Below are 26,753 nucleotides of genomic sequence, written 5' to 3'. Positions count from 1 at the left end.
GGACTCCCGAAGGCAGGGTGCAGGTCGGATCGGCCCCGGGTCAGCGGTTACGTCGTACGACGACCACGGCCACGGCTCCACCGATCAGCACGCAGGCTCCCAGACCAAGGGCGATCCAGGGAAGCACACTGCCGCTCTTCTTCTCCTCGGCCTGCGCGGCGGGCGCGGACGCGGCGGCGTCGGGGGCCTTGGCGTCGGCGGAGGCGGAGGGCTTCTTGGCCGCATCCGCGGCCGCGAGATCGGGCAGCGGATAGACGTCGGCTGGACCGGGGTCACCGGGCGTCTGCAGCGCGACGCGGGGGCGGACGATGCCGTAGCCGATGTAATCGTTGCGCTGGGAGCCGTCGAAGGGCTTGCCGGCGGTGTTCAACAAGACCCGCAGGACCTGGTTGTTGGTCCAGTCGGGGTGTGCGGACCAGAGGAGTGCGGCAGAGGCGGAGGCGAGGGCGGTCGCATCGCTGGTGCCATGAGTCGTGCACAGCCCCGTCTTACTAGTGCAAGCCGTGACGATGTCCATACCAGGTGCGGCCAAGTCCACCTGGGCACCGTGCTGGGACTCCTTGGTTGGCTCACCAGTGACGTCCACTGCACCGACGCCCACCACTCCAGGAGTCCCGGCCGGATAGAGAAGCCTGTTGGTCGAATTCCCGTTGTTGCCGGCGCCTGCGAAGATCAGCTTCCCCTTGGAGAGGGCGTACCTCACCGCTTCGGCTCGATCCCGATCATCCTCTGGCTTCCCGCCGGTAGCCAGAGAGATATTGATGACCTTGGCCTCCGAGTCGGCTGCGTACCGAATAGCCGCGACAATCGACGGAGTATTCGCCCCTTCGAGCATGTCAGGAACACGGATTGGAAGGATCTTGACCCCGGGTGCAAGCCCGTAGGCACCGTCGCCACTTGGGTGTTTCCCGCTGGCAGCGATCATGGCGGAAATGCCCGTGCCATGACCGTCGTAGTCGTTGTCCTGGTCACCCGGGGCATCGCCGACCGGAAAGACCGCACCGGGAACGACTTGCCCTTGGAGTTCCGGGATGCGCTTGAGACCGGTATCGATCACCGCCACGGTGATTCCCTTACCGGTGGTGACCTTCCAGATCTCGTCGGCCTTCATGGCGTCGAGATGCCATTGCTGCGATCGAATGGTCTCCGCATGGGCCGGGGTCGCGGCGACCCCGGCCAGGAGGAGACCCACCAGGGCCGAGGTCGCCTTACGCATGTGCATCCCGTGCCATGTCCGTTCTGCTCAGTCGATAACGGGCGGAACAACGCGACGGTTGCCCTGCCAGGTTTCCTCGTCCTCGGCCAGGTAGTCGGGACGTTCGCCAACCTGGTCGTTCCGTCGCTTACCCGGGGTCTGCGTGCCTGCCCCAGCGTGGCCCATGCGACCCATGCCCGCGCCACCAGTGCCGTTACGCACGAGGCCCGAACCGCCCTGGGTGAACGGCTGACCGCCCGAAACCGGACGACCGACCGCACCGGTCTGACGCCCTCCAACGACACCGCCCGGCTCCGAGGCCAGTCGACGTCCTGCCGCGAAGCCGCCCTGGCTACCGTGGGCACCGCCACCACCGTGGCCCATGCCTCCACCACCCATGGGGCGGCCCGCGTGGGCGCCTTCGCCGATGACCGTGCCACGCGGGATACCCGATCCGGGTCCCGTCGACGTCACGGCCCGGCCGCCTGTGATGCCGCTGTCCCGCGGGGGCATGCCCGGCGTGCCGAGGCCCTTGCCGCCGGGAGGAGGAGTGGTGGGGCCGCCCAGTCCCGGGTAGGGGCCGAGGCCCGGAGGACCGGTGAGGCCGGGCGGCTTCATGCCCCCGACCGGCGGGAAGCCGATGGGCGGCAGGAGGGGTCCAGGAGTGGGACTGACGGGACCAGTGGGCAGCGGGCCGGGGCCGGGCAGGGTCGTCACCGGAGGTACGGTCCGGTCCGGAAGCGTGCCAACGGTGTCGAGGTCGACGCCCACCTCGCGGTCCGGAGTCGACGGCATCGGCACCGACGGAACCGTGCTGTCCGGCTGCTGCGGACGACTGGTGACCGATCCGGGGTCACTGGAGGACGTACTGTGCGACGGCCCTGGCGCCGTGAACGAGGAGCCGGTCGCGCCGGTTCCCCCGCCAGACTCTCCTCCGGGCCTCGCCCTCTCGTCCGAACCGTAGACACCCTTCGGCACCAGCACATCCGGCGGAGGCGGAAACGTCGGGGGCTTCACAGCATCTATGTGCTGCGTGGACTTCTCGTACGACCCGGCCAGCTTGGTCATCGCGTCGACGGCCCGCGCGTGGTCGCCACTCAGCTTCGACCAGGCCTCCTGGCCCATCTTCACCGCGTCCGGATCGTTGTGGTACTCGCGGGATGTCGCGAGGTTCTGCTTGAGGGTCGCCTCCGCGGACGCGCTGTACATGGGCATGTCGCCCGCGCCGTACGTGGTCGGCGCGACCTCGCGCATGATCTGCGCCGTCTCGGCCATGTACTTGCCGCCGTTGGCGCTGTACTTGGCCAGTTCCAGCGTGGCACTTCCCGTCTGGTTCACCCAGTTCTGGAAGGCGTCGGCCGCTTCACCCTCCCAGCCCTTGACCTTGTGGTCCTTGAGCTTGCTCCCGATCTCGTCGATCGTCTTGGCGGCGTTGGTGAGCAGCGCCGAGCAGTCGTAGACCTTGTCCGGGTCGATCGCAGCGATCATGCCGTACAGCTGTGCGTGCGTGAGGCCCTCAAACTCGCTCATCCGAAGGCACTTCCCTTCTTCGTCGCGTTCGGCTGCGGCGTGTTCGGCGTGGCCGGCTGTCCGCCGTCGGCCTTCTTGTCCGCGTACGGGTCGCGTTCCTCGATGTACTGGTCATGGGCCTGCTTGGCGAGGAGGGCCATGCGCCGCTTCGTCTCCTCGTCCACCTCGCTGTAGCCGCCGTTCGCGGACTGGATCGCGATGCCCAGGGCCTCGATCTGCACCGCCAGCCCCTTCGACAGGTTCTGCAGCTCCGTGTGGACGGTCTTGTAGGCCGTGTAGAGCTTGCCGGCCTGAGCGAAGCCGTTGCCCAGGGCTGACGTCGGCAGCGTGCCGTCGGCCAGCTTCCCGTGGTGAGCCGACGATTCCTGAAGTGTCGTCAGAAGTCCGTCCACGAGCTTCTGGTAGTCCTTCAACTCGTCGTACTGGACCCGCAGCGCGGCAGCGGTAGCCCCGTAAGCTGCCCCCGCGATCGCGCCCATCGGGCCAGCCAGCCCCAGCGCGAGGGCCGCTTGGACCGCGCCTGCCCCGTTGTCGTCTGCCACGTTGGCCTCCCCGACTCCCCGTCATCCCCGTGGTCGCGGCGTCTCCGCCGCGCCCCATCCCCGTTCGCACCCGTGTCCGCGCGTACGCGTACACCGGTACCGATCACTCTAGCGACCGGTACCGACAGGCCCAAGTCCGGGGTTGCACGTGCAATGCGGGTCACACGGTCACGAGTTGGGCGTACCGACCGCCGCGGACGGCCTGATCGGCAGGCGGTTGACCGGGCGGCCCGTGGCCGCGCGGACCGCCGACGCGATCGCCGCCGGGGTCGTCACCACCGGGACCGCGCTCGCCGCCTTCGCGCCGAACGGGGCCACCACGTCGCGTTCTTCGACCAGTTTGACGATGCGGACCGCCGGGGCGTCCAGTGCCGTCGGCAGGGCGTAGCCCGTCAGGTCCGGGTGGCGGATGAGGCCCGAGACCGAGCGGAGGTTCTCCGTCAGGGCCGCGCCCACGCCCTGCGTGACGCCCGCCTCGATCCTGGCCTCCAGCTGACGGGGGTTCAGGATGCGGCCCACGTCCTGGGCCACCGCGAGTTCCACGACCCGGACCGAGCCCAGTTCGATGTCCACGTCCACCACCGCGCGGATCGCGCAGAAGGCGAGGCCCACGAAGGCGTCGCCCTGGCCGTCCGCGTCCAGGGGTTCCGTGGGGTGGGGGCGGCACTGGGCCGTCGCCCAGAGTTCCTTGCCCGCCATGGCCTCCATGACCGACATCGAGAACGCGCCGTCGTACGACGTGATCCGGCCGTCCTGGATCTGCAGGAGCTCCGTCGACATGCCCAGCTTGTGGGCCATCGGCTGGAGGAGCTGGGTGCGGACCATCTTCGCCGCCCGCTCCACCGCGCCGCCCGACACCCATGTGTGGCGGCCGTGCGCGGCCGGGCCGGCCGGCGGCTGGTCGGTGTCCACCGGGGCCATGGTGACCTCGTCGACGCCCAGGACCTCCTGGACGATCTGGCGGGCCAACGTGGCGAAGCCCTGGCCGGTGTCGACGGCCGCGCAGATGACCGTGGCCGCGCCGCCCACCACCTTCACGGTGGCGGTGGAGACCTCGTCGGTCCCCTCGGCGCCGAGCATGTGGACCATGCCGACGCCGTAGCCGACGCCGCGCCGTACCGCGCCCGGCTCGCCCGCGCCCTCCGGGCCTCCGGGCAGCAGCCACTCGTCCTCGGGGGCGTCCTTGGGCAGCGCGGGCAGTTCGAAGTCACGGACCGCGCGCAGCAGTTCCGCCACCGGGGCCGGGCAGGTGACCGTCTGGCCCGTCGGGAGGAGGTCTCCCGTGGCCAGGACGTTGCGCATGCGCAGTTCCGCGCCGTCGATGCCGAGGGCGGCCGCGAGCTTGTCCATCTGGCCCTCGTACGCGGCGCACACCTGCATGGCGCCCTCGCCGCGGACGTGGCCCGACGGCGGGTTGTTGGTGCGTACCGCCCAGCCCTCGACGAAGGCGTGCGGGACGACGTAGGGGCCGCAGGCGAAGGCGACCGCGGCCGCCAGGGACTCGGAGGAGGCGTCGGCGTACGCGCCCGCGTCCATCAGGATCTGTGCCTCGACCTTGACGAGGCGGCCCTCCGCGTCCGCGTGGTGGCGGTAGCGCAGCAGCGTCGGGTGGCGGTGGGTGTGGCCGAGGAAGGACTCCTCGCGGGTGGCGGCCAGCTTCACCGGGCAGCCCGTGCGCAGCGCGAGCAGGCCGAGCGGGAGCTGGAAGGCGGCGTCCTCGCGGTCGGCGGTCGCGCCGGGCACGCCGGTGACGACCACGCGTACGCGGTCCGGGTCCAGCCCGAAGCAGGCGGCTGCCAGGTCGCGGTCGCTGTGCGGGTCGGTGGACGCGGTGTACAGCTCCACACCGCCGTCGGGGCGCGGTACGGCCAGTCCGGCCTCGGCGCCGATGGGCGCGGGGTCCTGGCGGCCGATCCGGTACAAGCCCTCGACGACGACCTCGCCGGTGGCCTCCGGGTCGCCGTAGCGCAGCGGGATGTGCCGGATCAGGTTGCCGTCGGGGTGCAGGGCGGGGGCGCCGAAGGACTGCTCGGGGTCGGTGACCGGGTCGAGGAGTTCGTACTCGACGGCGATCGCGGCGGCGGCGAGCCGGGCGGTGTCCGGGTGGTCGGCGGCGACGGCGGCGATGGCCTCGCCGTGGTGGCGTACGACGTCGTGCGCGAAGACCGGCCGGTCGGCGATGCGGCGGCCGTGGGTGGTGGCGCCGGGCACGTCGGCGTGGGTGACGACGGCGCGGACGCCGGGCATCTCGGCGGCGGCCGTGGTGTCGATGGACAGGATCCGGGCGTGGGCGTGCGGGGAGCGCAGCACGGCGGCCCACAGGAGGCCCTCGGCCCACAGGTCGGCGGCGTAGGGGAAGGTGCCCTCGGTCTTGGCGCGGGTGTCCGCGGCCGGGACGGAGGCTCCGATGCCGCGCGGGACCTGTGGTTCGGTGGCCTCGGGGCCGGGGGCCGCCATGGCCGTCACCGTGGGGTTGACCGTTGTCGTCGCCGTCGCCGCGTCCTGCCCGCTCACGCCGTGCCTCCGTGGTGGATGCCGCCCTCGCCGGGCGCTGCCTGCTGCGGGATGCGAGGCTCGGAAGCGCCCGAGCCGGAGCCCGGACCCGATCCCGCGCCGGAGCCCGGGGCCGCCGGCTCGGCGGCCGCCGCCTCGCGCTCGGCGACGACCTCGCGGACGGCGTCGACGACCCCCGCGTAGCCGGAGCAACGGCAGAGGTTGCCGCACAGGGCCTGACGGGTCTCCAGCTCGCTGGGGGCGTGATTGCCCTCCAGCAGGTCGTGGATGGTCATGGCCATGCCGGGAATGCAGAACCCGCACTGCACCCCGCCCGACCTGCACAACGCCTGCTGGACGTCCGAGAGTTCCCCGCCCGTCGCGAGACCCTCGACGGTGCGGACCTCGCTGCCGGCGGCCGTCGCGGCCGGTACCAGGCAGGAGGCGACGAGCCGGCCGTCGACCTGCACGGCGCAGGCGCCGCATTCGCCCTGCGAGCAGCCGTCCTTGGCGCCCGCGAGGCCGAGCCGCTCGCGCAGCACGTACAGCAGGGATTCGCCGATCCAGGCGCCGGTGACGGGCCGGTCGGCGCCGTTGACGCGCAGGACGTAGGAGGCCGACGGGTGCTCGTGATGGGCGACGGCCCCGGCGGTCGCCTCTTCCTCGTACGTCGCCACCTCGGCCGGGATGCCTCGGCCGATCCCCTCGTCCAGGGGTGCGCCCTCGCTGTCGGCGGTGTCCTCGGTCGGCGTGCGGTCGGCCGGGGGCTCCTGCGCGGCCGGCCCGTCCCCGGGGCCGGGGTCGGACTCCGCGGCGGCGGGCTCCGCCTCGTGCGCGGCTTCCTGCGCGGCCTGCGGCCCGGGCTCCGGCGCGTGGCCGAAGGCGGTGAAGCCGTGGCCGTCGGTGCCGTCGGTGCCGCCGGGCTGCGCGGGCTCGGTGGCCGGCGCCGGTGCGCGCACCCCGCCGAAGAGATCCAGCTCGGGGGGAGCCACCTGCTGCGGCTCCGGGTCGGCGGCGGGCTCGGGGTACCCGGCCCGCTCCGCGTATCCGACGTACTCCCCCAGGACCGTGTGCCCGGTGTGCCCGGTGTGCCCGGTGTGGCCGCTGTACTCATCCGCGGCGACGTGCTCCGCGTGGTCGGTGTGCCCCGCGTGGTCCGTGTGCCCCGTGTGGTCCGCTGCCCTGGCGCCCTCGGACTGCTCGGCCGCCGGGCCGTGCGCGGCCTCGATGTCGTGCGGGGCCGGGTGCACCGGCTCGCCCTCGGGCAGCGGGGTACCCACCCCGGGTCCGCCCAGCACCCGCGGCCCGCGGCCGGCGGCGCCCACTCCGGGCCCGCCGAGCAGCCGCCCGGCGGTGTGCGCGGTCGCGGCGGCCGCGGCCGAGGCGGCCGCCGCCTCGTCCGTACCGGGCAGCACACCGGCAGCGGCGCCCGCGCCGGCGCCGGTGTCCGCGTTCGGGTCCCCGGCCGGCTGCTGCGTCAGGTACGCCCACGGCGCCGGGGCGCCGCCCGGCAGGGTCGCCGGGGCCTGGCTCCAGTCGGCGTCCAGCGCGCCCGGCCGGTACTCGTTCCGCTGCTCGGAGAATTCGTCGTACTCGGGCACGGCCCACTGCCCGGTCGCCGGGCCGGCCTGCTCGGGCTCGTGCGTCGCCTCCGGGAAGCGCCACTCGGCCGTCGCGCTCGGGTCGGTCGCCGGCTGCTCCGGCTCCGCCTCGGCGAACGCCGCCGCGACCGACGCCGGGATCGGGATCGACGCCGGGATCGGCCCGCCCACGGACCCGGGGCCCTGCCCCTGGCCCGCTCCGCCGGCACCGGCGCCCGCGCCCGGAGCGCCCGCCGGATCGGTCTGCGCCGATCCGCCGGCTTCCGGCCACTGCACCGGGATCGTCCACGTCCCCGTGGCCGCCGGATCCGTACTGGCCGAGCCGAGCGGCACGATCATCGGCGGCGGCACGTAGCCGTGCCCGGGCGCCGCGAGGGGCTCCCCGGTGCCGAGCGCGTCCAGCATGTCCTGCGGCAGCTTCACGAAGGCCGTGGCGTCCGAGTCGTACTCGCCGCCCTGCGGAACCGGTTCCCAGCCCCAGCCCGCCGTGCCGTTCCCCTGGGTCACGTTCTCGTTCTCGTTCTCGTTCTCGCTCATGAGGTCAGCGCCCTCCCGAGGGCCCTGCGCGCCAGCACGGCCACCGTCCGCCGCAGATGCAGTACTCCGGGAGCCACCGGCTCGCCCTGGTCCGGCACGCACGCGGCCGCGACGTACTCGCCGAAGGCCTCCAGCGCCTCGGGGGCCAAGGTCCGCCCGCCGTCCCAGTCGATCAGCGAGGCCACCCACTGCTCGGCCTCCAGCGGACGCAGCGGCATCGGGGCGACCGCGCCGATGGCGCAGCGCACGCCCCGGCGCGCCGGGTCCAGGACGAGGCCCACGGACGCCACGGCACGTCCCGGCCCCGTTCGGCCGGTGGCCTTCAGGAACACCTGCGGGGCGTGCAGCAGCGGCACCCGCACGAAGCCGATCAGTTCGCCGGGCCGCAGCATCTCCCGCCCGGCCAGCAGGTACGACACCGGGATCTCCCGTTGCCCGCCCGGGCCGACGATGACGAGGACGGCCTCCAGCGCGGCCAGCACGGGCAGTGCGTCACCCGTGGGCGCGGCGGTGGCGATGTTGCCGCCGAGGGTGCCCGCGTTGCGGATCTGCGGGGGGCCGGCGGCCCGGGCCGCGGCCGCCAGGGCGGGGATCAGAGCGGCGAAATCCGGCCGTCCCATCCGGGCGTGCGTGAGGCCGGCGCCGAGCAGCGCGTGGCCGTCCTGGTACTGCCAGCCGCGGATCTCGTTGATCCGGCCCAGGCCCACCAGCGCGGCGGGCCGCAGCAGCCCCGCGTTGACGGCGGCCATCAGGTCGGTGCCGCCGGCGACCGGCACGGCGGCGGGCATGGCGGTGAGCGCCGCCACGGCCTCGTCGAGCGAGGCCGGCAGCGTCACGGACTGCGCCGCCTGCGGGCCGTGCGGCCCCTGAGGTGAATCCAGTGCGTGCGGTGCGTGCGTGGTCAACCCAGCTGCCCCTTCCCGATGTCCCGGTTCCGGCGCTCACGCCTGTTCCGCCGTACGGTACGTGCTCACCGCCGGGACGTGGCAACTCTGGCACATCCTCCGACCCTCCCGGCGCGAGGGTCGGCCCGCCGCGTCCCTCCCCGGGGCGCGGTGTCCCGTACGGGCCGTACGACCCTGTCGCACCGCCTTCGGCGACTCTCCTACCTTATTGCCCGATTTTCCCTGTATCAGGGGAAATTGAGGCAGAGTTCCGCTCCCGTTCCCTTTCGGTTCCGGTCGGCGTCGTCACCCGGGTGTCACACGTTCGGGGGCGCTCCTTCGATCGGGCGTCCCAGCACCCCGGGCCTCCGCTGCCGCGGCAACGGGCCGCCCGGCGGCCGGTGATCGACCCCTTGCGCGGCCAACCGCGGGTAGTGCGCGGCCATCCGCTCCTCGAACGCCGCGAAGTCGCGTTCCCCGGGCTCGGGCTGCCGCGACCACACCACCTCGGCGAAGGCCACCAGCCGTGGGAACACCTGGTAGTCGACGCGGTCCTGGTTCTCCATCACCTCGGTCCACACGTTGGCCTGCGCGCCCAGCACCCGCGCGGCGGCCTCCGGCGACAGCTTCGGCGGCACCGGGTCGAAGCGGTAGACGTCCTCCAGCGAGCGCACGTAGCCGATGGGCATCGGCTCGTCGGCGCCGCCCGCCTGCCGGTGGTCCAGGTAGACCTGCTGTTCGGGGCACATGACCACGTCGTGCCCGGCCTCGGCGGCGGCGATCCCGCCCGCGTAGCCGCGCCACGAGGAGACGGCGGCGCCGGCCGCGAGCCCGCCCTCCAGGATCTCGTCCCAGCCGATCAACCGGCGCCCGCGCGCGCCGAGCCAGCCGTCGAAGTGCCGGACGAACCAGGCCTGCAGCCCGTCCTCGCCGTCCACGCCCAGCTCGCGGATCCGCTCCTGGGCGACCGCGGAGGCCTTCCACTGGGCCTTGGGGCATTCGTCCCCGCCCACGTGCACGAAGGGTGAGACCTCCGCCGGGAACAGCTCCAGCAGCTCCTCGAAGACACCCTCGTAGAACCGCAGCACGGCCTCGGTGGGCGCGAGCACGTTCTCGGTGATCCCCCAGTCGTCCCACACCCCGAGCGCCGTGGTGTCGACGACGTCGGTGTTGCCGAGCTCCGGATACGCGGCGATCGCGGCCTGCGAATGCCCCGGCAGGTCGATCTCCGGGACCACCCGGACGTGCCGTTCGGCGGCGTAGGCGACGATCTCGCGGATGTCGTCCTGGGTGTAGTACCCGCCGTGCGGGGTCTCGTTCCACAGCGGCGAGGCCCGGTGCCCCCACCGGCTGCGCGGGCGCCACCCGCCGACCTCGGTCAGGCGCGGGTGGCGCTTGATCTCGATCCGCCAGCCCTGGTCGTCGGTCAGGTGCAGGTGCAGCACGTTGAGCTTGTGGGCGGCGAGCAGGTCGATGTAGCGCAGCACGCCGTCCTTGGGCATGAAGTGGCGGGCCACGTCCAGCATCATCCCGCGCCAGCCGAACCGCGGGCCGTCCACGACGCGGGCGTACGGCAGGCTCCACGTACGGCCGGGCAGCGGCGCCTTGCGGTACGCGTCGGGCCCGAGCAACTGACGCAGCGTCTGGGCGGCCCAGAACAGCCCGGCCGCGCTCGCGCCCCGCAGCTCGGCCCCGTCCGGGCCGATGTCGATGCGGTACGCCTCCGGCCCCAGGTCTCCCGCGACGTCCGGGTCGACGCGCAGCCGCAGCGCGGCGGCGGCGCCGGCCGCCGCGGGGGGCAGCTCCCAGCCGGTGGCCGCGCCCAGTTCCCGCCGCAGCCAGCGCGCGACCGTCCCGGTGCCCGGACCGGCGTCGAGGAGCGGCTCGGGCCCGAACGCGAAGCGGCGCCCGCCTTCGTCGAGACGTGCGACCCGGGGTGCGGGGATCAGGTCCATGCGTCAGCCCTTCACGACTGCGTGCGCGGATTGCGTCCTGCGCAACGCTCGTTCCGCAGGGCGCTCGTCGCGCCGACCCTAACGCTCCGTGCGGGCACGGCAAAGACCCCCGGACGCGCTGTGGCGCACCGGGGGTCTCGGTCCTGCGAAGAAGGAGGGCCGGGGGTCGGACTACTTGTCCTTGCCGCCCTTGTCCTTGTCCCCACCGGGGCCCATGGACTCGTAGATCTCCTTGCACATGGGGCAGACCGGGTACTTCTTCGGGTCCCGGCCCGGTACCCAGACCTTGCCGCAGAGCGCGACGACGGGGGTCCCGTCGAGCGCGCTCGCCATGATCTTGTCCTTCTGGACGTAGTGGGCGAAGCGCTCGTGGTCGCCGTCACCGTGCGACACCTGCGGCGTCGGCTCTACGAGGGTCCCCGTGCCAGTCCCGCGCTCGGGCTCAAGAGTGCTCATGGAACCCAGGGTACTTAACCCCGCGCCAGTCAGTTGAGCGACGGGTCGTCCGGATAGGTGGCGACCATCGCGAGGTCGCTGCGCTGGCGGCGCAGCACCGCCCGCCAGAGCCGCTCCGGATCCGGGAAGGACACGTCCCCGGGCTCCGACTCCACCACGTACCAGGCGCCCTCGCCGAGCTCCGTCTCCAGCTGCCCCGGGCCCCAACCGGAGTAACCGGCGAAGATCCGCAGGCCGCCCAGGGCCGCGGCCAGCAGCTCCGGCGGCATCTCCAGGTCGACCAGCCCGATGGCCCCGTGCACCCGGCGCCAGCCGAGCGGCCCCTCCTCGCCCGGGATCACCGCGAGCCCCAGGGCCGAGTCCATGGCCACCGGCCCGCCCTGGAAGACCACGCCGGGGGAGCCGGCCAGGGGCGCCCAGGGCAGCAGGACGTCGCCGACGCCGACGGGGGTCGGCCTGTTCAGGACCACACCGAGGGAGCCCTGCTCGTCGTGGTCGAGCAGCAGCACGACCGCGCGGTCGAAATTCGGGTCCGCGAGGGCGGGGGTGGCCACGAGCAGCCGCCCTGTGAGGGAGGACACCTCGGTCATGCCGCCATGATCCCGCACATCGGCCGATTCCGGGGAGCGGGCGGGAAGATCGGATCGATCGCAGCTCAGGGCGCACGGCAGCAGCGAGGAGCGCGCACGGACGGCGTAGACGGAACGCAACACTCCGCCATGTGGTGGATACGGAGGGTGTTGTACCGAATTCATGACAGTCCTACGGCCACGTCGGCCTTACGAACAAGGGGGTGGTGGCCCTTACCCTTTTCCCTGGCCCCCTGCCCACCCCTCTCCGGAACGCGAGATTCATGACCGGCATCAGTGACGATGTACTGCTTGTCCACGGCGGTACCCCGCTCGAGGGCGAGATCCGTGTCCGTGGTGCGAAGAACCTCGTGCCCAAGGCCATGGTCGCCGCTCTGCTCGGCAGCGAACCCAGCCGGCTGCGCAACGTTCCCGACATCCGTGACGTGCGCGTCGTCCGCGGGCTGCTCCAGCTGCACGGGGTGACGGTCCGTCCCGGCGAGGAGCCGGGCGAGCTCGTCCTCGACCCCACCCATGTCGAGAGCGCGAACGTCGCCGACATCGACGCCCACGCGGGCTCCTCGCGCATCCCGATCCTGTTCTGCGGCCCCCTGCTGCACCGGCTCGGCCACGCCTTCATCCCGGGCCTGGGCGGCTGCGACATCGGCGGTCGGCCGATCGACTTCCACTTCGACGTGCTCCGCCAGTTCGGCGCGACCATCGAGAAGCGCGAGGGCGGCCAGTACCTGGAAGCCCCGCAGCGCCTGCGCGGCTGCAAGATCCGCCTCCCCTACCCGTCGGTCGGCTCGACCGAGCAGGTGCTGCTGACGGCCGTGCTGGCCGAGGGCGTCACCGAGCTCAGCAACGCCGCGGTGGAGCCGGAGATCGAGGACCTCATCTGCGTCCTGCAGAAGATGGGCGCGATCATCTCCGTCGACACCGACCGGACCATCCGGATCACGGGCGTCGACCGCCTCGGCGGTTACAACCACAAGGCCCTCCCGGACCGTCTGGAGGCCGCGTCCTGGGCTTCCGCGGCGCTCGCCACCGGCGGCAACATCTACGTGCGCGGCGCCCAGCAGCGCTCGATGATGACCTTCCTGAACACCTTCCGCCGGGTCGGCGGGGCGTTCGAGATCGACGACGACGGCATCCGCTTCTGGCACCCGGGCGGCCCGCTCAAGGCCATCGCGCTGGAGACGGACGTCCACCCCGGCTTCCAGACCGACTGGCAGCAGCCGCTGGTCGTGGCCCTGACGCAGGCCTCCGGCCTGTCGATCGTCCACGAGACGGTCTACGAGTCGCGGCTCGGCTTCACCTCGGCGCTCAACCAGATGGGTGCTCACATCCAGCTGTACCGCGAGTGCCTGGGCGGCAGCGCCTGCCGCTTCGGCCAGCGCAACTTCCTGCACTCGGCGGTCGTCTCCGGCCCCACCAAGCTGCAGGGTGCCGACCTGGTCATCCCCGACCTGCGCGGCGGGTTCTCGTACCTGATCGCGGCCCTGGCCGCCGAGGGCACCTCGCGGGTCCACGGCATCGACCTGATCAACCGCGGCTACGAGAACTTCATGGAGAAGCTCGTGGAACTCGGCGCGAAGGTCGAGCTCCCGGGCGGCGAGCTCGCCTGACGGTCCCCCGCGCGCACCTCGCGTACGGCAGAGCCCCCCGGCCCCGCACAGGGCCCGGGGGGCTTTTCCGTACACCTCGCGCACGCCTCACGCGCGCACGCCTCACGCAGGCCGCGGGTACGCCCCGCACCGTGCCTCGGCGCCCGCGCGGGGCCGTACGCGCCGCGCACCGGCCCCCGGGGGACATGCCGGCGGCATACGTGGGCCCCGCCAGGCCCCTGACGGGCCCTCACAGGGCCTGGCAGGCCCGCCGGGCCACCCGGGGGCGGCCCTCGGCCCCTCAGGGCCCACCGGCCCGCGTCGGGCCCCGGACAGACCGAAGGGCGGCCACCCCGCCCGGGGGTGACCGCCCATCGTCGTTCTGCGTACTACTGCCGTTCCAAGGGCCTGTGCGGCCCTCGGCGCCGGGGCAGGACTACTTGCCCTTGGCGGCTTCCTTGAGCTTGGAGCCCGCGGAGACCTTCACGCTGTAGCCGGCCGGGATCTGGATGGGGTCGCCGGTCTGCGGGTTGCGCGCGGTGCGAGCGGCACGGTGGGTGCGCTCGAAGGTCAGGAAGCCGGGGATGGTGACCTTCTCGTCGCCCTTGGCGACAATCTCGCCGACGGTCTCGGCGAGCGCGGCCAGAACGGCGTCGGCGTCCTTGCGGGTCACCTCGGCGCGCTCGGACAGAGCGGCCACCAGCTCACTGCGGTTCATGTTGTACTCCCGTGTTCAACTTGCCTTAGAGGCGTGAGATCGAAGCCGATGCTGCCAGGGCCCTAGGACAGTCCCCGGACCCGGGTCTGAACGTCAGACCCTCTCGCCCGGTTACGCATCCTGCCCCCACCAGCGGCGGGAAAGCCAATCCGGCACCCGTCGGGGTCACACGAAAAGCGCCACAGTCACGCCGCGGTGACGCTCCGTCCACGCCCTCGCTCACACGCCGCTGCGGACCGCGGACCTCGCGGGCATCCCCGCAACCCTAGAGGCGGCCCGTCGGGCCCGCATCTCGCGACGCGCCGGGATCGGAGCCCCGTGAGGGCCGTCACAGCGGGGCTCAGGCCCCCGAGGCCGCCTTGCGGACGGCACCCGCGACCGCGCCGGCGACCTTGTCGTTGAACACCGACGGGATGATGTAGTTCGCGTTCAGCTCGTCCTCGCCCACGACGTCCGCCAGCGCGCTCGCGGCGGCCAGCATCATCTCCGTGTTCACGGTGCGGGACTGAGCGTCCAGCAGGCCGCGGAAGACACCCGGGAAGACCAGCACGTTGTTGATCTGGTTCGGGAAGTCGGAGCGGCCTGTGGCCACCACGGCGGCCGTCTGACGGGCCACGGCCGGGTCCACCTCGGGGTCCGGGTTCGCGAGCGCGAACACGATCGCGCCTTCCGCCATGGCCGCGACGTCCTCGCCGGACAGCACGTTGGGGGCCGAGACGCCGATGAACACGTCGGCGCCGACCACGGCTTCCTTCAGCGTGCCCGTGTAGCCCTCGGGGTTGGTGTTGTCGGCGATCCAGCGCAGCGGGGAGTCCGCGGCCGCGTCGACGAGGTCGGGGCGGCCCGCGTGCACGACACCGTGGATGTCGGCGCTCACCGCGTTCTTGACGCCCGCCGCGAGGAGCAGCTTGAGGATGGCCGTACCGGCCGCGCCGGCGCCCGACATGACGACCTTGACGTCCCCAACTGCCTTGCCCACCACGCGCAGTGCGTTCGTGAGGGCGGCGAGCACGACGATCGCGGTGCCGTGCTGGTCGTCGTGGAAGACGGGGATGTCGAGGGCCTCGCGCAGACGGGCCTCGATCTCGAAGCAGCGCGGCGCGGAGATGTCCTCCAGGTTGATGCCCGCGAAGCCGGGGGCGATGGCCTTGACGGCGGCCACGATCTCGTCGGGGTCCTGGGTGTCCAGGCAGATCGGCCAGGCGTCGATGTCGGCGAAGCGCTTGAAGAGGGCCGCCTTGCCCTCCATGACCGGCATGGCGGCCATCGGGCCGATGTTGCCGAGGCCCAGCACGGCGGAGCCGTCCGTCACGACTGCGACGGTGTTGCGCTTGATGGTGAGGCGGCGCGCGTCCTCGGGGTTCTCGGCGATCGCCATGCACACGCGGGCCACGCCCGGGGTGTAGATCATGGAGAGGTCGTCACGGTTGCGGATGGGGTGCTTGGACGCCATCTCGATCTTGCCGCCGAGGTGCATCAGGAAGGTGCGGTCGGAGACCTTGCCGAGGCTGACGCCCTCGATGCCGCGCAGCTTCTCGACGATCTCGTCCGCGTGCGCGGTGGAGGTCGCGGCGATGGTGACGTCGATCCGGAGCTTCTCGTGGCCGGATGCGGTCACGTCGAGGCCGGTGACCGATCCGCCGGAGGACTCCACGGCGGTGGTGAGCTGGGAGACCGCGGTTCCGCTCGCGGGCACTTCCAGACGGACCGTCATCGAATACGAGACGCTGGGCGCCGTTGCCATGGCCGTGTTCCTCTTCTGTCCCTGGTTCGCTGTAACACACAGAGCCCCGCTGCACAGCAAGTGCGGCAGGACCTGTTGTCCGATCGTCCCACCTACCCGCCAGTACAAGGTAACCAGCTACAAAATTCGGAAAGACTCTTCCACCATACGAGATACCCCGGGCGTGCGGAATGGTGGGGTCATACGAAACAGGTCCGCGCCCCCCACAGGTGGGGGACGCGGACCTGTTGATTCCTACGTTGAAGACACCGACCCGCCATGCTCGCCTCGCGGCAAGTGGTCGCTCTGAGCGACGAAGGTTGGGCCCGGGGGCTTGGATCGAGTCGGTGCCGTATCCAGGCTAACAAAGGATCGCCGAAAGTGATCCCCCCACTCGTACCCGTATCCGCGCACCATGCTCCTGGCCGCGGACCATCCGGCCGTACGAGGCCCCGAGCGGGCAGCCCCCTACGGCAGGAGCAGCTCCGGCACCCCGTCCGCGTCGGGCTTGTCCCGGTCGGCCGAAACCACCGTCAGCTGCTGCGTCGCACGCGTCAGCGCCACGTACAGCACCCGCAGGCCCGCCGGGGACTCGTCCGCGATCTCCGCCGGGGAGACCACCACCGTGGCGTCGTACTCCAGGCCCTTGGCCTCCAGGCTGCCCAGCGCCACCGCCCGCTCACCGAGGTCCGCGAGCCAGCCCGCGGCCTCCGCCCGCCGGTCCATCGCCACGACCACGCCGACGGTGCCGTCCACCTGCTCCAACAGCCGCCGGGTCTCCTCCCGGACCGCCGTGCCGAGATCACCCGCGGCGGCCGTGAAGCGGGGCTCCAGGCCCGTGGAACGCACCGCCGACGGCGGCTCCATGCCGGGCATCGCCAGGCGCAGCACGCGGGAGGCCACCTCGGCGACCTCGGCCGGATTGCGGTAGTTGACCGTCAGGGTGAACCGCCGGCGCGGGCGCGACCCGAGGGCCTCGTCCCGGGCCGCGGCCGCCTCCTCCGGGTCCGTCCAGGAGGACTGCGCCGGGTCGCCGACCACCGTCCAGGTGCCGTGCCGGCCCCGGCGGCCCACCATCCGCCACTGCATCGGCGTCAGGTCCTGGGCCTCGTCCACGATGACGTGCGCGTATTCGGTGCGCTCCGCCGCGAGCCGCTCGGCCCGCTCCCACTGCGTCTCCTCGCGGGTCGGCATCAGCTCCTCCAACCCGCTCAGCTGGTCGAGCGGATCCATCTCGCGCCGACGCTTGGGCCGCGCCGGGGCGCCCAGCAGCAGCTGGAGCTCGTCCAGCAGCGCCACGTCGTGCACCGACAGGGGGCCCTTGCCGTCCGGGCCCACCCGGCGCAGCGAGCGGGCCAGCTGGCGGCTCTCGCGCGGGTTGAGGTCCCGACGCGACCACCGGCCGAGGTGCCGCTCGTCGGCGAGCGCGGCGAGCACCGCGCGCGGGGTCAGCTCGGGCCACCAGGCGTCGAGGAAGCCGATGAAGGCGTCCTCGGTGGAGATGTCCTCGTCGAAGGCGGAGCGCAGTTCGGCGGCCAGCTCCGGGTCGCTGTGCCGGCCGGCGCCGCCGGACTTCGCGTAGAGGGCGTCGAGCAGCAGCTTGCGGGCGCGCGGGCGCAGCAGGTTGACCGGGGCGGTGCCGCTGAGGACGTTCTGCCGGATGCGGTTCAGCTCGTCGGCCTCCAGCTCCTGGCGGCGGCCGAAGGCCACCACGCGCAGCCGGTCGGGGGCACCGCCGAGCTCCAGGGCGCCCCGTACGGCCTTGCGGAGCACCTTGAGCATCCGGGAGGAGCCCTTGATACGGGCCACGGCCGGGGAGTCGTAGGTGGTGGCCTCCGCGCCGTCGACGAGCGAGCCCAGCGCCCGGATGGCCACCTGGCCCTCCTCGCCGAGCGAGGGCAGCACGCCCTCGGTGTACGCGACGAGCAGCGGGGTCGGCGAGACGATCAGGATGCCGCCGGAGTAGCGGCGCCGGTCCTGGTAGAGCAGGTAGGCGGCGCGGTGCAGGGCGACGGCGGTCTTGCCGGTGCCGGGGCCGCCCGCGACCTCGGCCACCGAGGCGGCGGGGGCCCGGATGACCAGGTCCTGCTCGGCCTGGATGGAGGAGACGATGTCGCGCATCGAGTGCGTGCGGGCCCGTCCGAGGGCGGCCATCAGGGCGCCGTCGCCGATGGCGGGGAGCTCCCCGCCGTCCAGGAAGGCGGTGACCTCGGGGCGCATCAGGTCGTCCTCGACGCCCAGCACCTTGCGGCCCTTGGAACGGATGACGCGACGGCGCACGACCCGGCCCGGCTCCTTGGGCGTGGAGCGGTAGAACGGCGCGGCGGCCGGCGCCCGCCAGTCGATGACCAGCGGCGCGTAGTCGGAGTCAAGGACTCCGATGCGGCCGATGTGCAGCGTCTCGGCGATGTCGGCGGTGAGGTCCTCGCGGATCGCGTCGTCGGCGGGCTCGACGGAGGTGTACGCGCCGTCCGCGCCGCGCTCCCCGTCCTTGCCGAGCACCAGGTCGATGCGGCCGAAGAGGAAGTCCTCGAACTCGTTGTTCAACCGGTTGAGGTGGATACCGGCGCGGAAGACCTGGGCGTCGCGCTCGGCGAGCGCGCCCGGCGTACCCACCTGGCCGCGCTTGGCGGCGTCGTTCATCAGGAACTCGGCCTCGTGGATCTTCTCCTCAAGGCGTCGGTACACCTGGTCGAGATGCGTCTGCTCGACCGCGATCTCCCGATCGCGGACGGAATCCGCCGTGCTGTCGACAGCGGCATTCTGCGCGGCCACCAAGGCCCCCTTCTGACGTGCATGGGCGACCGTCAAAGGTACGCGAATCGGCCCCCTGTCCGCACGCCCGTTCCGGAACCGGTCTCGCAGGGTGGTACGCCTCGTACCAGGACCCTCACCCGGATCCGGCCGCCAGGGCCCGGCGCCGGTGCCGGGCCACGCGCTCCCGGTTCCCGCAGCGCTCGCTGGAGCACCACCGGCGCCGGTGGCCGCGGGAGGTGTCCAGGTAGACGCGGGTGCAGCCGTCGCCGGCGCAGGCCCGCAACAGGGCCCGGTCTCCGGGGTCGGTCAGCAGCTCGACGGCGTCCCGGGCGACGGCCGCGAGCAGCGCGCCGCACTCCACGCCGCCGCACAACTCCCTTACGAGGTGACCTTCCTGGTCCCGTACGGCGCACAGCCCCGGGGGTGGTCCGGCGGCCAGCGCGTTGACCCGGGCGAGGGCGTTCTCGTCCGGGTCGGTGCCGAGCAGTTCCGCCCGTACGAGCGTCTCCACGTCGGCGCGCAGGGACCGGAAGGCCGCGGCCCAGTCGGGCCCCACCCGGGCCAGTGGCGTCCGATCGGGGACCAGACCGGCGCCGGCGAGCCACACCCGCAGCTCGTCACCGTCCGGGATCCCCTCGTGCGGGGTGAAGGTGGCCACCAGGTCCAGACAGACCCGCCCGGTATCGAACCGCATGCCGTCAGCCTCCCGTCGTGGGGGTGCCGTACCAGACTGCCGCCCGACGGGTCCCAACGGAAGCCCCCGAACCGGTGCCTCGCCCTCCCGCCGATCCAGCCTCGCCGGCGACTCCGGCTGCGCAATCCAGCCTCGCCGGCGAGGCTGAAAACGGCCCGGCCGAGGCTCAAGGTGGCCGAAGCAGCTGAAAGGGGCCCGGCGAACCGCGCGGCGGTCAGCCGGGCGGGGCGTCGTCGTGGAGGAGGCGTTGGAAGAGGCGGTGGTCGCGCCAGGCGCCGGCGATGTGCAGGAAGCGCGGCGCGAGGCCGTACTCCTCGAAGCCCGCCTTCGCCAGCACCCGCTGCGAGGCCACGTTGTCGACCAGCGTGCCCGCCTCCACCCGGTGCAGGCCCAGCTCGTCGCGGGCGACCCGACAGACCTCCGCCACGGCCGCGGTGGCCAGCCCCTTGCCGTGCCAGGCCCGGTCGACCCAGTACCCGACACCGCCGCTGCACAGCGGCCCGTACGCGATCGAGCCGAGGTTGATCGCTCCCACGGGCGTGCCCGTGGCCGTCTCGACGAACACGTACGGGACGAGCCGCCCCGCGTCCCGCTCGGCGAGCACGCCTTCGAGCCGTTCCCGCTGGCCGGCCTCCGTGTAGAAGGCGTCCGGCCGGACCGGCTCGAAGGGGGCCATGAAGGCCCGGTTGCGTGCGAACGTCTCGGCCAGTCCCGCCGCGTCGCCGAGCGCGACGCCCCTCATCTCGACCCCGTCGGCAATGATCATCCCGGCACGCTAGCCGAGGACCCCCCGGGCCGTCACCACGTCGGCCGGGAGTTCCCCGTACTTGGCCTCGCCGCCCGCGTCGAGCGACAGCCGGTACCCCCGCTTGACCACCGTCTGGATCAGGTTCGGGACCCCCAGGGCCACCCGCAGGCGGGCCATCGCCGTCTCCACCGCGTGCTCGTCCCGCCCCGCGCCCGGCAGCGTCCGCAGCAGGTCGGCGCGGGACACCACCCAGCCCGGCCGCCGGGCCAGCGCCCGCAGCAGGGCCATTCCGGCGGGCGGTACGGGCCGCAGCAGGGCGTCCACCAGGACCGCGTGCCCCCGGATCTCCACCCGGTGTCCGGCCACCGGCAGCACCCGGGCCCGGCCGGGCAGCTCCTTGCAGAGCAACTGCACCAGCGGGCCCAGCCGGAACCGTTCCGGCTGCACCGTGTCCACCCCGTGCGCCTGCAGCGGCAGCGCGGTCACCGGCCCGACGCACGCGGACAGCAGCCTGCCGCGCAGCGCGTCCAGTACGGCCTCCCGCAGCCCTCGTTCCTCGGCGCGGGACAGCAGCGAGGCCGCCGCCGGCGCCGAGGTGAAGCTGACGGCGTCCACCCCGCCGCCGACGATCGCGTCGAGCAGCCGGTCCAGCGGAGCGAGGTCCTCCGGCGCCATCCACCGGTACACCGGGACCACCACCACCTCGGCCCCGCCGGCCCGCAGGGCCTCGACGAAGCCGGGGAGCGGCTCCCCGTGCAGCTGGAGCGCGATCCGTCGGCCGGACACCCCGGCCGTCAGCAGCCGCTGAAGTACCTCGGCGAGCGATTCGGAGTCCGGGGACCAGGTCTCCGTGAGTCCGGCGGCCCGGATGGCGCCCTTCACCTTCGGCCCGCGCGCCAGCAGTTCGGCGGCGCGCAGCCGTTCCAGCAGTTCCTCACCGACGCCCCACCCGTCGGCCGCCTCGATCCACCCCCGGAAGCCGATGGCGGTGGTGGCCACGACCACGTCCGGTGCGCAGCCGATCAGTTCCTTCGTCGCGGCCAGCAGCTCGCTGTCGTCGGCGAGCGGCACGATCCGCAGCGCCGGCGCGTGCAGCACCTGCGCCCCGCGACGGCGCAGCAGCGCGATGAGTTCGTCCGCGCGGCGGGCGGCCGTGACCCCTACGGTGAAGCCCGCGAGCGGGCCGGTGTTCGTCTCGTCCATCGTGACCTGCCTAGTGACGCATGTGGGGGCGGTACGGGTGGACCGAGCTTGTCAACACGTCGTGTCGGACTCGGTTCACCCGTATTTCGCCCCGGTTACACCGACGTGAGCTGGGGTTTCGTCTCGACCCCGACCGTGTGGATCACGGGGGCCACGGGGCGGCGAAGGTATACCGCCCAGGTCACGGCGCAGCACAGGGCGTAGAAGCCGAGGAAGGTGACGAAGGCCGCCGTTCCGGAGCCGGAGGTGCGGAAGGCCTCCCGGAAGACCAGGTTGATGCCGAGTCCGCCGAGCGCGCCGACCGCCCCGATCAGTCCCATCGAGGCGCCGGAGAGCCGCCGTCCGTACGCGGCCGCGCTCTCGCCGCTCATGCCGCGCGCCAGTGCCTTCGCCTGGAAGATGCCCGGGATCATCTTGTACGTCGATCCGTTGCCGAGCCCGCTCAGGACGAACAGGGCCACGAAGCCGACGAGGAAGACCGGGAGCGAGGACCGCTGGGAGGCGAACACCACCACACCGGTGGCCGCGGCCATCGCCACGAACGTCCCGAGGGTGATCCGCGCCCCGCCGAACCGGTCCGCGAGCGCCCCGCCCACCGGCCGGATCAGCGATCCGAGCAGCGGTCCCATGAAGGTCAGCGAGGCGGCCTGGAGCGGGGTGCGGCCGAACTGGGTCTGCAGCACCAGGCCGAAGGCGAAGCTGTAGCCGATGAAGGATCCGAACGTGCCGATGTAGAGGAACGCCATGATCCAGGTGTGTGCGTCCTTCAGCGCCTCGCGGACGGCGCCGGTGTCGTTGCGCACGGGCGCCAGGTTGTCCATCCGTACGGCCGCCAGGACCGCCGCGGTCACGATCAGCGGGAGGTAGGCGGCCAGCAGGTAGCGGGGGTGCGTGGCCCCGGCGGTGGCGATGACGAGCAGTCCGGCGAGCTGCACGACGGGCACGCCGATGTTGCCGCCGCCGGCGTTCAGGCCGAGCGCCCAGCCCTTCTTGCGGAGCGGGAAGAAGGCGTTGATGTTGGTCATGGAGGAGGCGAAGTTTCCGCCGCCGACGCCGGTGAGGGCGGCGACGACCAGGAAGGTCCCGTAGGAGGTCCCGGGCTCCATCACCACGATCGCGGCGACGGTGGGCGCGAGCAGCAGCAGGGCGCTGAAGACGGTCCAGTTCCGGCCGCCGAAGCGGGCGACGGCGAAGGTGTAGGGCACCCGGACGATCGCGCCCACCAGGGTGGCGGTGGCGATCAGGAAGAACTTCCCGGCAGGGTCGATGCCGTAGGCCGGTCCCATGAAGAGGACCATCACGGACCACAGCGACCAGATGGAGAAGCCGATGTGCTCGGAGAAGACGGAGTAGATGAGGTTGCGGCGGGCGGTCCGCTCCCCGGTCTCCTTCCAGAAGGTCTCGTCCTCGGGGTCCCACCGCTCGATCCAGCGGCCCCCCTTGCGCGGTGCGGTCGTACCGGTCATCACACGCCTCCACAGCTCTCGCGTCCGTGGAACGACCGTAGGAACGGCGCGTTTCGGCCCCGGTCCCCGCCGGATGACCGCCGGGAAACCTTGCTCTCACCCGCCGCCGGGGGCGCCTGTGAGCGCGGCCGGGCGCCAGCTCGCCGGGGGCACGTCCAGCCAGCCGCGGGCGGCACCGAGGTCGGCCACGGCCCGGTGCAGGGCTTCGAGTCCGGGGTGGCTGAAACCTTTCCGCCACACCATGGACAGCGGGGACAGCGGTACGGGGTCGACCAGCGGCCGTTTCACCGACCCGGGCATGTCGACGAAGTCGACGGTCACCAGCACCGGATTGCCGGTCTTGGCCATGACCCGGCCGAACTCGTCCTTGCCGATGGCCACCGGCGCGGGCGGCGCCATCAGGATGCCCCGCCCGGCGAACAGTTCGCGCGCGAGTCCGGTCCACTCCGACGTCCGCGGGTTCCCGGCGCCCGCGTACACGGTCTCCCCGGCCAGCGCGTCCAGCGGTACGGTCGCCCGCCCGGCCAGCGGGTGCCCCTCGGGCAGCAGCACGGCGAGCGGTTCGTAGCGCACGGGCCGGTGGGCGATGCGCGAGCGCCGTGCCGGGTCCAGTCCGTCGGCGTACCCGAAGGAGACGTCGAGGCGTCCGGCGGCGACCTCGTCGGCGGCGTGGGTCAGTCCGCTCTCCCAGCGGGCCATCAGCTCACAGTCCGGGGCCAGCTCGCGGGCCCGCTCCAGCACGGTGCGCGCGGTGCTCGGCCCGTCGGTGTTCAGGTCGACGAGGAGCGGCCGGGGCGCGGCGAAGGCGGCGGCGACGGCCTCGTGCGCGGCGAGCACCCGTCGGGCGAGCGGCAGCAGGCGTTCCCCGTCGGGGGTGGGTTCGACGGCGCGGGTCGTACGGACGAACAGCGTGGTGCCGAGGGCCTCTTCGAGCCGCCGTACGTCCCGGCTCAGCGCCTGCTGGGCGACGTACAGCCGGGCGGCGGCCCGGGTGAAGTGCAACTCCTCGGCCACGGCGACGAACCCACGCAGCAGCCGGGGGTCCACATCACGGGGCATCACCCCCGGAGACTAACAACAGATCGGCGTGAATGGCCTCCGAACAGGTGTTGGACGGTGCACCCGGTCCCGGCCGAGGGTGGTGGTCATGCCCCTCATGACCGTCACCGGCACCACCCTCGTCCTCGCCGCCCCGCCCGCCCCCGACCGCACTCCCCCGCGCCCGCCGGGCCCCTACCGGCGCCTGTTCGCGCTGCCGGGCACGCGCGGGTTCACCGCCGGGAACCTCCTCGCCCGCCTCCCCATGGGCATGTTCGGGGTCAGCGCGGTCATGATGATCGCCGGCCAGCGCGGCTCGTACGCCCTCGCCGGCGCGGTCACGGCGACCGGCCTGGCGGCCACCGCGCTGGTCGCGCCGTGGACCGCCCGACTGGTCGACCGGCACGGCCAGGCCCGGATCGCCGTCCCGGCCACCCTGATCGCCGTCCTCGGCTCGCTCTCCCTGGTGGTGTGCGTCCGTAGCGGCGCCCCCGCCTGGACCCTCTTCGCCTCGTACGCGGCGACCGCGACCACCCCCAACATCGGCGGCATGTCCCGCGCCCGCTGGACGCACCTGCTGCGGGACTCCCCGGGCGCGCACCACACCGCGATGTCCTTCGAGCAGGCCGCCGACGAGCTGTGCTACATGCTCGGCCCGGTCCTGGCGGCCTTCCTCTGCTCGGTGGTGTTCCCCGAGGCCGGCACCCTCGTCGCGGCATCCCTGCTGCTGACGGGAATGCTGGTCTTCACCTCCTGCCGCGCCACCCAGCCCCCGGTGTCGGCGGAGCCCCGGCACGGCTCGCCGCTGCGCGCCCTGGCCCCGCTGCTGCCCCTCTTCCTCGCCACGGGGGTGGTCTTCGGCTCGATGGAGATCGCCTCGATCGCCCACCTCGACGCCCTGGGACTGGGCGCGGCCTCGGGCCCGGTGCTGGCCCTGCAGGCGGCGGGCTCCTGCGCGGCCGGCCTGCTCTACGGCATCCGGCGCCCGCGCGGCCTGCGCACCTGCCTGATCGCCATGGCCGCGGCGATGACCCTGCCCTGGCTCGCGGCGAGCACGGGCGCGCTCTTCCCGCTGGCCTGCGCGCTGCTGCTGGCGGGGATGGCCACGGCCCCGACGATGGTGACGGCGATGTCCCGGATCCACGCGCTCACCCCGAAGGGCCGCCTCAACGAAGGCATGACCCTGGCGGTCACCGCCATCCTCGCGGGCATCTCCCTGGGCGCGGCCACGGGCGGCACCCTGGTCGACCACCTGGGCCCGACGACGGCCTACGCCCTCCCGGCCGCTGCGGCCGTCCTCGCACTCGCATCCGTCCGGGCCGTCACTCGTACCAGGTGATGCCGCAGATGTAGACGCACTCGTGCCGGGGGACGGCCAGGAAGTTGATGAACCCGCGCCCGCCGAGGATGTCGAATTCGCGGAGACCTCCGGTTCTTCCGGTGGGACGGCCGACGGCCTCGGCATCACGGCCGAGCGCCGCCAATTCGGTGGCGATCCGCTCGACCTCCGCGACCACCCCGGGCGGCAGACCGCCGGTGATGTGCGCCGAATCGTCGGTGTTGTAGTCCCATGTCCAGTGGCTCACAGGCCGGTCTCGGCCTCTGCCTTGTCGAGGATCTGCTGGATCTCGGCCAATGCCGGCCCGGGATCCTCGGCCCCTTCCTGCACCAGCCGTTCCAGAGCGTGGAGACGTGCGGCCCGCCGGGGGTGGCGTTCGATCTCGACGAATACGGCCCATGAGTGGATGAAGGCTCGCAGTGGGGCGAGCGACTGTGCCTGCTGCGCGCTCGTCGTGGCCTCGAAGAGGTGCTGCGTCAACCCGGGGACACGGCTGGGCGCGATCTTCGCGACGGCCTCGCGTAGGGCGGCGGGCGTGAGTTCCGGCATGGGGATCAGCGGCCCGCCCTCGTCGGAGATCGGCGTACTCACATGTCCTCCTCGCTGGAACTCCGCTCCGGAGTGGGCTTCTCACCGTACCGCCACCGAGAGCACAGCGCGGACTCTTCCCCGCATGACAAAGGCCCCGCAGCCGAGAGGCCGCGGGGCCTGTGCCCACATGGGATGAGTGGAGATGGCGGGAATCGAACCCGCGTCCAACGGTGCAGAAGCAGGGCTTCTCCGAGCGCAGTCCGCTGCGCTTTTCTCGGCCCCGGAGATCACACGGACAAGTCTCCGACGGGCTCAGTCACTGTTTGATTTCCCTCCAACCCCCGTGACCGGGGCTAGAGGTTTAGATCCCTAATTGACGCCAGGATCCGGACCGGGACCACTTCCGGGCTGACGCTCCTCACAGAGGCTTCAGCTCACTGTTATTAGGCAGCGAGGGTGAAGCGGGAGTTATCGCTCTTGGAGTTGGCGATTATTGTTTGCGACATATGGTTAGCGAGATCATTGCCGCTTCCTCGGCTCGCTTCCCCTGCATCGACATCCGCTGTCGAAACCGATCATCCCCATGTTTTTTTAACAAGCTGCTCCACCCCGGGGGGCGGTGCTGACGCCATGGTACGCGAAGTGGACCACCGCGTGCCAGGTGATTAAACCGTGCCGCGCTGCTTGCGACGGATCGCCGAGATCGTCCGGTTCGTCTCGCGGGTGTCCTGCTTCTCCCGCATGGTCTGCCGCTTGTCGTACTCCTTCTTGCCCTTGGCCAGCGCGATCTCGACCTTCGCCCGACCGTCCTTGAAGTACAGCGACAGCGGCACGACCGTGTGACCGGCCTCGTCGGCCTTGCGCTCCAGCTTGTCGATCTCCTCGCGGTGCATGAGGAGCTTGCGCTTGCGCCGGGCGCTGTGGTTGGTCCAGGTGCCCTGGCTGTACTCCGGCACGTGCACGTTGTAGAGCCAGGCCTCCCCGCTCTCCACCGACACGAAGCCGTCCACCAGCGAGGCCCGGCCCTGGCGCATGGACTTCACCTCGGTACCCGTGAGCACGAGACCGCACTCGTAGGTGTCGAGGATCGCGTAGTCGTGGCGCGCCTTCTTGTTCTGGGCGATCAGCTTGCGCCCTTTTTCCTTAGCCATAGTGCGGTCATTTTCG

The 26,753-nt window shown here is 72.5% G+C and carries 22 protein-coding genes and 1 other RNA gene; 2 read left to right on the top strand and 21 right to left on the bottom strand.

The features are described 5' to 3' along the window. Positions 1-40: 40 nt before the first annotated feature. The 9 genes from mycP to ACWG52_RS23125 all read right to left on the bottom strand — a co-directional run bounded on the left by mycP (position 41) and on the right by ACWG52_RS23125 (position 11,783). Positions 41-1,216: a type VII secretion-associated serine protease mycosin gene (gene mycP, locus ACWG52_RS23165; protein WP_453125786.1), complete on the bottom strand. Its 1,176-nt coding sequence runs from the start codon at positions 1,214-1,216 to the stop codon at positions 41-43. 27 nt (positions 1,217-1,243) lie between these two features. Beyond that, on the bottom strand, positions 1,244-2,725 hold the full coding sequence (locus tag ACWG52_RS23160) for a WXG100 family type VII secretion target (RefSeq protein ID WP_390141162.1): 1,482 nt from the start codon (positions 2,723-2,725) through the stop codon (positions 1,244-1,246). Continuing rightward, on the bottom strand, positions 2,722-3,267 hold the full coding sequence (locus tag ACWG52_RS23155) for a hypothetical protein (RefSeq protein WP_389816218.1): 546 nt from the start codon (positions 3,265-3,267) through the stop codon (positions 2,722-2,724). Before ACWG52_RS23155 ends, ACWG52_RS23160 begins: the two co-directional genes overlap by 4 nt. A gap of 168 nt (positions 3,268-3,435) precedes the next feature. Then, entirely contained in the window at positions 3,436-5,724 is a 2,289-nt protein-coding gene (locus tag ACWG52_RS23150; RefSeq protein WP_389816320.1) for a xanthine dehydrogenase family protein molybdopterin-binding subunit, read from the bottom strand. Positions 5,725-5,777: 53 nt separating this feature from the next. Then, positions 5,778-7,898, bottom strand: a complete 2,121-nt coding sequence (locus ACWG52_RS23145; RefSeq protein WP_390169296.1) for a 2Fe-2S iron-sulfur cluster-binding protein — start codon at positions 7,896-7,898, stop codon at positions 5,778-5,780. Next, positions 7,895-8,779 carry an FAD binding domain-containing protein gene (locus tag ACWG52_RS23140; RefSeq protein ID WP_030724228.1) on the bottom strand — a complete coding sequence of 295 codons (885 nt, stop codon included), beginning with the start codon at positions 8,777-8,779 and terminating at the stop codon, positions 7,895-7,897. Before ACWG52_RS23140 ends, ACWG52_RS23145 begins: the two co-directional genes overlap by 4 nt. A 320-nt stretch (positions 8,780-9,099) precedes the next feature. Beyond that, positions 9,100-10,737 (bottom strand): beta-N-acetylhexosaminidase, encoded by a 1,638-nt coding sequence (locus tag ACWG52_RS23135; RefSeq protein WP_389816213.1) that lies wholly within the window; start codon positions 10,735-10,737, stop codon positions 9,100-9,102. A 171-nt stretch (positions 10,738-10,908) separates the two neighbouring features. After that, positions 10,909-11,193, bottom strand: coding sequence for a DUF3039 domain-containing protein (locus ACWG52_RS23130; protein WP_030010729.1), 285 nt, complete (start codon positions 11,191-11,193; stop codon positions 10,909-10,911). A gap of 29 nt (positions 11,194-11,222) precedes the next feature. After that, entirely contained in the window at positions 11,223-11,783 is a 561-nt protein-coding gene (locus ACWG52_RS23125; protein ID WP_033224470.1) for a YqgE/AlgH family protein, read from the bottom strand. Positions 11,784-12,046: 263 nt separating this feature from the next. Between ACWG52_RS23125 and murA the strand changes: the two genes are divergently transcribed. Beyond that, positions 12,047-13,390: a UDP-N-acetylglucosamine 1-carboxyvinyltransferase gene (murA, locus tag ACWG52_RS23120; protein WP_383198757.1), complete on the top strand. Its 1,344-nt coding sequence runs from the start codon at positions 12,047-12,049 to the stop codon at positions 13,388-13,390. A 415-nt stretch (positions 13,391-13,805) separates the two neighbouring features. Here the strand turns inward: murA and ACWG52_RS23115 are convergent, their stop codons facing one another. The 8 genes from ACWG52_RS23115 to ACWG52_RS23080 form a co-directional block, all read right to left on the bottom strand. After that, a complete protein-coding gene (locus tag ACWG52_RS23115; protein ID WP_007264399.1) occupies positions 13,806-14,087 on the bottom strand; it encodes an HU family DNA-binding protein in 282 nt (93 codons plus the stop codon). 340 nt (positions 14,088-14,427) lie between these two features. Then, positions 14,428-15,831 (bottom strand): NAD-dependent malic enzyme, encoded by a 1,404-nt coding sequence (locus ACWG52_RS23110; RefSeq protein WP_033224466.1) that lies wholly within the window; start codon positions 15,829-15,831, stop codon positions 14,428-14,430. A gap of 447 nt (positions 15,832-16,278) precedes the next feature. Next, entirely contained in the window at positions 16,279-18,585 is a 2,307-nt protein-coding gene (locus ACWG52_RS23105; RefSeq protein WP_375941397.1) for a HelD family protein, read from the bottom strand. A gap of 115 nt (positions 18,586-18,700) precedes the next feature. Further along, a complete protein-coding gene (locus ACWG52_RS23100) occupies positions 18,701-19,261 on the bottom strand; it encodes a CGNR zinc finger domain-containing protein (protein WP_375941395.1) in 561 nt (186 codons plus the stop codon). A gap of 214 nt (positions 19,262-19,475) precedes the next feature. After that, positions 19,476-20,027 carry a GNAT family N-acetyltransferase gene (locus ACWG52_RS23095; protein WP_389816206.1) on the bottom strand — a complete coding sequence of 184 codons (552 nt, stop codon included), beginning with the start codon at positions 20,025-20,027 and terminating at the stop codon, positions 19,476-19,478. A 9-nt stretch (positions 20,028-20,036) separates the two neighbouring features. Continuing rightward, positions 20,037-21,212: a uroporphyrinogen-III synthase gene (locus ACWG52_RS23090; RefSeq protein WP_389816203.1), complete on the bottom strand. Its 1,176-nt coding sequence runs from the start codon at positions 21,210-21,212 to the stop codon at positions 20,037-20,039. A 95-nt stretch (positions 21,213-21,307) separates the two neighbouring features. Beyond that, positions 21,308-22,678 carry a nitrate/nitrite transporter gene (locus ACWG52_RS23085; protein ID WP_390169292.1) on the bottom strand — a complete coding sequence of 457 codons (1,371 nt, stop codon included), beginning with the start codon at positions 22,676-22,678 and terminating at the stop codon, positions 21,308-21,310. A gap of 96 nt (positions 22,679-22,774) precedes the next feature. Next, positions 22,775-23,737, bottom strand: a complete 963-nt coding sequence (locus ACWG52_RS23080) for a LysR family transcriptional regulator (protein ID WP_389816198.1) — start codon at positions 23,735-23,737, stop codon at positions 22,775-22,777. Positions 23,738-23,834: 97 nt separating this feature from the next. Between ACWG52_RS23080 and ACWG52_RS23075 the strand changes: the two genes are divergently transcribed. Further along, positions 23,835-25,055 (top strand): MFS transporter, encoded by a 1,221-nt coding sequence (locus ACWG52_RS23075; RefSeq protein ID WP_390169317.1) that lies wholly within the window; start codon positions 23,835-23,837, stop codon positions 25,053-25,055. Here the strand turns inward: ACWG52_RS23075 and ACWG52_RS23070 are convergent. From ACWG52_RS23070 to smpB, 4 genes are all read right to left on the bottom strand, one after another. Continuing rightward, positions 25,039-25,302: a hypothetical protein gene (locus tag ACWG52_RS23070; RefSeq protein ID WP_371587854.1), complete on the bottom strand. Its 264-nt coding sequence runs from the start codon at positions 25,300-25,302 to the stop codon at positions 25,039-25,041. The two genes, ACWG52_RS23075 and ACWG52_RS23070, sit on opposite strands and share 17 nt — an antisense overlap. Beyond that, on the bottom strand, positions 25,299-25,646 hold the full coding sequence (locus tag ACWG52_RS23065; RefSeq protein ID WP_033224455.1) for a hypothetical protein: 348 nt from the start codon (positions 25,644-25,646) through the stop codon (positions 25,299-25,301). Before ACWG52_RS23065 ends, ACWG52_RS23070 begins: the two co-directional genes overlap by 4 nt. Positions 25,647-25,780: 134 nt before the next feature. Beyond that, positions 25,781-26,169, bottom strand: a transfer-messenger RNA (tmRNA) gene (ssrA, locus tag ACWG52_RS23060). An 82-nt stretch (positions 26,170-26,251) separates the two neighbouring features. Then, the gene (gene smpB / locus ACWG52_RS23055) at positions 26,252-26,737 is read right to left on the bottom strand and encodes an SsrA-binding protein SmpB (protein ID WP_030774276.1); all 486 of its coding nucleotides are present in this window, start codon (positions 26,735-26,737) and stop codon (positions 26,252-26,254) included. Positions 26,738-26,753: the final 16 nt, after the last annotated feature.

The sequence above is a fragment of the Streptomyces sp. CLCI03 genome, assembly GCF_053615355.1.
Note: the sequence above shows the minus strand (reverse complement) of the source record. Positions and strands in the feature narration are given on the sequence as shown.

Excerpts from the sequence above, each read along its gene's own strand:
- mycP (WP_453125786.1), bottom strand. The coding sequence starts at position 1,216 with ATGCGTAAGGCGACCTCGGCCCTGGTGGGTCTCCTCCTGGCCGGGGTC.
- ACWG52_RS23160 (WP_390141162.1), bottom strand. The coding sequence starts at position 2,725 with ATGAGCGAGTTTGAGGGCCTCACGCACGCACAGCTGTACGGCATGATC.
- ACWG52_RS23150 (WP_389816320.1), bottom strand. The coding sequence starts at position 5,724 with ATGGCGGCCCCCGGCCCCGAGGCCACCGAACCACAGGTCCCGCGCGGC.
- ACWG52_RS23145 (WP_390169296.1), bottom strand. The coding sequence starts at position 7,898 with ATGAGCGAGAACGAGAACGAGAACGAGAACGTGACCCAGGGGAACGGC.
- ACWG52_RS23135 (WP_389816213.1), bottom strand. The coding sequence starts at position 10,737 with ATGGACCTGATCCCCGCACCCCGGGTCGCACGTCTCGACGAAGGCGGG.
- ACWG52_RS23130 (WP_030010729.1), bottom strand. The coding sequence starts at position 11,193 with ATGAGCACTCTTGAGCCCGAGCGCGGGACTGGCACGGGGACCCTCGTA.
- ACWG52_RS23125 (WP_033224470.1), bottom strand. The coding sequence starts at position 11,783 with ATGACCGAGGTGTCCTCCCTCACAGGGCGGCTGCTCGTGGCCACCCCC.
- murA (WP_383198757.1), top strand. The coding sequence starts at position 12,047 with ATGACCGGCATCAGTGACGATGTACTGCTTGTCCACGGCGGTACCCCG.
- ACWG52_RS23115 (WP_007264399.1), bottom strand. The coding sequence starts at position 14,087 with ATGAACCGCAGTGAGCTGGTGGCCGCTCTGTCCGAGCGCGCCGAGGTG.
- ACWG52_RS23110 (WP_033224466.1), bottom strand. The coding sequence starts at position 15,831 with ATGGCAACGGCGCCCAGCGTCTCGTATTCGATGACGGTCCGTCTGGAA.
- ACWG52_RS23100 (WP_375941395.1), bottom strand. The coding sequence starts at position 19,261 with ATGCGGTTCGATACCGGGCGGGTCTGTCTGGACCTGGTGGCCACCTTC.
- ACWG52_RS23095 (WP_389816206.1), bottom strand. The coding sequence starts at position 20,027 with ATGATCATTGCCGACGGGGTCGAGATGAGGGGCGTCGCGCTCGGCGAC.
- ACWG52_RS23090 (WP_389816203.1), bottom strand. The coding sequence starts at position 21,212 with ATGGACGAGACGAACACCGGCCCGCTCGCGGGCTTCACCGTAGGGGTC.
- ACWG52_RS23085 (WP_390169292.1), bottom strand. The coding sequence starts at position 22,678 with ATGACCGGTACGACCGCACCGCGCAAGGGGGGCCGCTGGATCGAGCGG.
- ACWG52_RS23080 (WP_389816198.1), bottom strand. The coding sequence starts at position 23,737 with ATGCCCCGTGATGTGGACCCCCGGCTGCTGCGTGGGTTCGTCGCCGTG.
- ACWG52_RS23075 (WP_390169317.1), top strand. The coding sequence starts at position 23,835 with ATGACCGTCACCGGCACCACCCTCGTCCTCGCCGCCCCGCCCGCCCCC.
- smpB (WP_030774276.1), bottom strand. The coding sequence starts at position 26,737 with ATGGCTAAGGAAAAAGGGCGCAAGCTGATCGCCCAGAACAAGAAGGCG.